Raw genomic sequence first — 3488 nt, 5'->3', positions numbered from 1 at the left:
TCATCCCACAAGGGGACGGGGTTGTTTTATAGTCTGGCGTTGACTTTTGGCACGCTGTTGAGTTCTCAAGGAACGAACGCTTCCTTTGTACTCACCCTCTCGGGCTTTCCTCCGGGCGCTTCCCTTCGTTGTTTCCAACCTTACCAGATCCGTTTTCCGGCTCCGGCCCCCTGTTGGATCGGGGTTTCTTTCTTTTCCTTCGCGCCTTCCGGCGTGATCACTACTTTAGCGGATTTCCCCCGCGACTCCTAATCGGAGTCAGGAACCGAATTCCGGCATGCCGAAATCAATCCCGTTCAAGGGCCGTGCAGTAATGATTGCCGCCAGTGAGGCGAGAAGTGCCGCCCCCGCGTCCTCGCGGACGCCGTGGCAACTCGAAGAACTCTACACGAGTCCATAAGTCTGATCAAACCCGTGGCACAAGGGCTTCCGGCGGCGTACGGTCGTAGGCATGACCAAGCAGCACGCATGTACCCAGCAGTGGTGGTCCGCCTGACGGCGGCCCACCTCTTGCGCGTACCGCGCTGCATCCAACGGCCGCCGCCTCGGCGGCCGTTTTGCTGTCTGTGGCGGTGGTCCATCCACAAGGAGCGGATACACCGATGGCACGGATCTTCAGCGGCATCAAGCCCACCGGTCACCTGACCCTCGGCAACTACCTGGGCGCCGTGCGGCAGTGGGCCGAGTCGGACCAGTACCGGGCGGACGCTCTCTTCTGTGTGGTCGACCTGCACGCGCTGACCGTCGACCACGACCCGGCACGGGTCCGGAGGCTGAGCCGCCAAGCGGCAACGCTGCTGCTCGCCGCAGGCCTCGATCCCGCCCGGTGCACCGTGTTCGTACAGAGCCACGTCGACGAACACACCCGGCTGTCGTATGTGCTCGAGTGCACGGCAACCGACGGCGAGATGCGTCGCATGATCCAGTACAAGGAGAAGTCGGTACGGGAACGGGCGAGGGGCGGGAGCGTACGGCTGTCGCTCCTGACGTATCCGGTGCTGATGGCCGCGGACATCCTCGTCTATGGGGCGGACGAGGTACCGGTCGGCGAGGACCAGGCCCAGCACGTGGAGCTGACCAGGGACCTGGCGGTGCGCTTCAACCAGCGCTATGGACACACCTTCACCATGCCGAAGGCCGTCCTTCCATCAGTGGCGGCCCGCGTCATGGATCTCCAGGACCCGACGTCGAAGATGGGAAAATCGCACGCGGACACGTCCGGGATCGTCTATCTCCTCGACGAGCCGGATGTGATCCGCAAGAAGGTCATGCGTGCGGTGACCGACAGCGGGACCACGATCGCGTACGACCGAGAGGCCCAGCCCGGGGTGACGAACCTCTTGGAGTTGCTGGCAGCGTGCACCGGCGGGGAGCCGGCGGAGCTTGCCGCGGAATACAGCTCGTACGGCGCTCTCAAGAAAGACACAGCGGACGCGGTCGTGGAACTGCTGCGGCCGGTACGTACCCGGCACGCGGAACTGTGCGCCGACCCGGCAACGGTGGACAAGGTCCTGCGGGAAGGCGCCCAGCGCGCAAGGGAGTTGGCACGCCCGACAGTGGATGCTGCGTACCGGGCGATCGGACTACTGCCGGCGGGCTGATCAGCTGTCGCCGGAGGCCAGCTCGCGGCTGCGGTCGCGGGCTGCCTCCAGTGCGGCGATGAGGGCATGCCGCACCCCGTGCTTCTCCAGCTCGCGGATGGCACTGATGGTGGTGCCGGCCGGCGAAGTGACCGCCTCGCGGAGCTTGACGGGGTGCTCCTCGCTGTCGCGCAGCATGACGGCCGCACCGATGGCCGCCTGGACGATCAGGTCGTGCGCCTTGTCCCGCGGCAGGCCCAGCAGGATGCCCGCATCGGTCATGGCCTCGACGAGGTAGTAGAAGTACGCCGGACCGGAGCCGGACAGAGCCGTCGCCGCATCCTGCTGCGACTCGGGCACCCGCAGCGTCTTGCCGACCGGCTTGAAGATCGCTTCTGCACGGAGAAGGTGCTCCTCCGTCGCATGACTGCCGGCGGAGATGACGGACATGCCCTCGTCGACAAGAACAGGGGTGTTCGGCATGACCCGTACGACGGGGATACCCGCGGGGAGTCGCTCCTCGAAGAAGGCGGTCGGCACACCCGCTGCCGCGCTGATGACCAGTCTGTCGGCAGGCAGATGCGGTGCGAGCTCCTCGAGGAGCGACGCCATGTCCTGCGGCTTGACGGCAAGGATCAGGGTGTCGGCGCTCTTCGCGGCCTCGATGTTGCCGACCGCTTCGACGCCATAGCGGGCACGGAGCTCTTCGGCACGTTCTGCGCGACGTGCGGTGCACAGCAGGTCGGCAGGTGACCAGCCGGCGCGGATCATTCCACTGAGGAGTGCCTCGCCGATCTTTCCGGTGCCGAGGACGGCGACTCTCTGGGTCACGGTGCTCACCTCTTCGCTGTGCTGGGCCACCCAGCCATCTTCGCACCTCACCTGCGACGCGCGGTTCCGATGCGAGGTTCCGATTACCTGGACCGAGGGGGCAACAGCGCACGCAGAGGCGCTCTCCCAGCGGCGCCCGCCGACTGTGCCCTTTACGGGTCGAGTCAGGGACGGGTCAGGGTCTTCACCCATGGCAGTCGATGGCCAGGAGCGAGACCGTGGCGGTATGAGGCAACCACATGGTGGGAACCCGGTATCCCCGTCCGAACAACGGCAGTTGGCCATGGCTTCGGCCACGCTCGGGCCGTGGCGGGCAGCAGCCGCGGTCGGTGCACTCGGCAGCGCCGTATCACTCGGGCTGGACACGGTCACCGGCAACTTCGGGCTCACGGTGCTGGCGGGAGCGCTGTCCGTCGGGCTGATGCTGTTCTTCCTCGTGGGCGGAGTCGGCGCTGCGATCGGCAGCCGTCATGGGACTCCTGACGACCACCGGATCCAGCGCTGGGCCCGCCGGCATCCATGGCAGGTCGCCATGGTCCCCGCGGCGGCTCTGCTGGTCAGCGATTTCGTGCTGCGGCAGATACTCACGAGCGACGGATTCTTCGACAGCCTGTGGGACGGCTTGTGGCGCGGAGCCCTGGTGGCCGGCGTCGTCGGGTTCGTGGGAATGGCGAGCGGTTCGCGACGTGGGAATTGACCCAAAACGCAAGTAAGCCCTGGCAGGAATCGAAATTCCCACCAGGGCTTACTGAAAATTTGTTCGGCGGCGTCCTACTCTCCCACACGGTCCCCCATGCAGTACCATCGGCGCTGAAAGGCTTAGCTTCCGGGTTCGGAATGTAACCGGGCGTTTCCCTAACGCAATGACCACCGAAACACTATAAAGCTGAACTCCAGCCAGCAATAGGCGAGTTCGTTACTTCAGAACAAACACAGTGGACGCGAGCAACTGAGGACAAGCCCTCGGCCTATTAGTACCAGTCAGCTCCAACCGTTACCGGTCTTCCACACCTGGCCTATCAACCCAGTCGTCTACTGGGAGCCTTACCCACTCTAAGGTGGTGGGAGTCCTCATCT

4 protein-coding genes and 2 rRNA genes are annotated in these 3488 nt (G+C 64.9%); 3 read left to right on the top strand and 3 right to left on the bottom strand.

What is annotated here, in order from left to right; genetic code table 11:
- Together ACV530_RS36500 and trpS are read left to right on the top strand one after the other, a co-directional pair.
- Positions 1-252 (top strand): hypothetical protein (locus tag ACV530_RS36500; protein WP_494336085.1); only part of this gene is annotated, 252 nt, incomplete at its 5' end.
- Between the two features lie 350 nt (positions 253-602).
- A complete protein-coding gene (gene trpS / locus ACV530_RS36495; protein WP_494337034.1) occupies positions 603-1601 on the top strand; it encodes a tryptophan--tRNA ligase in 999 nt (332 codons plus the stop codon).
- On the opposite strand, the gene proC is transcribed toward trpS, so the two are convergent.
- Positions 1602-2411, bottom strand: coding sequence for a pyrroline-5-carboxylate reductase (gene proC, locus ACV530_RS36490; RefSeq protein ID WP_494337033.1), 810 nt, complete (start codon positions 2409-2411; stop codon positions 1602-1604).
- Between the two features lie 283 nt (positions 2412-2694).
- On the opposite strand from proC, the gene ACV530_RS36485 reads away from it, so the two are divergent.
- Positions 2695-3108: a hypothetical protein gene (locus ACV530_RS36485; protein ID WP_494337032.1), complete on the top strand. Its 414-nt coding sequence runs from the start codon at positions 2695-2697 to the stop codon at positions 3106-3108.
- A 61-nt stretch (positions 3109-3169) separates the two neighbouring features.
- On the opposite strand, the gene rrf is transcribed toward ACV530_RS36485, so the two are convergent.
- Positions 3170-3286: ribosomal RNA gene (gene rrf, locus ACV530_RS36480) — 5S ribosomal RNA — on the bottom strand.
- A 76-nt stretch (positions 3287-3362) separates the two neighbouring features.
- Positions 3363-3488: ribosomal RNA gene (locus ACV530_RS36475) — 23S ribosomal RNA — on the bottom strand; the annotation flags it as partial.

It is taken from the genome of Streptomyces sp. SX-6 (genome assembly GCF_059089585.1).
This window is presented reverse-complemented; position numbering and strand designations above follow the sequence as displayed.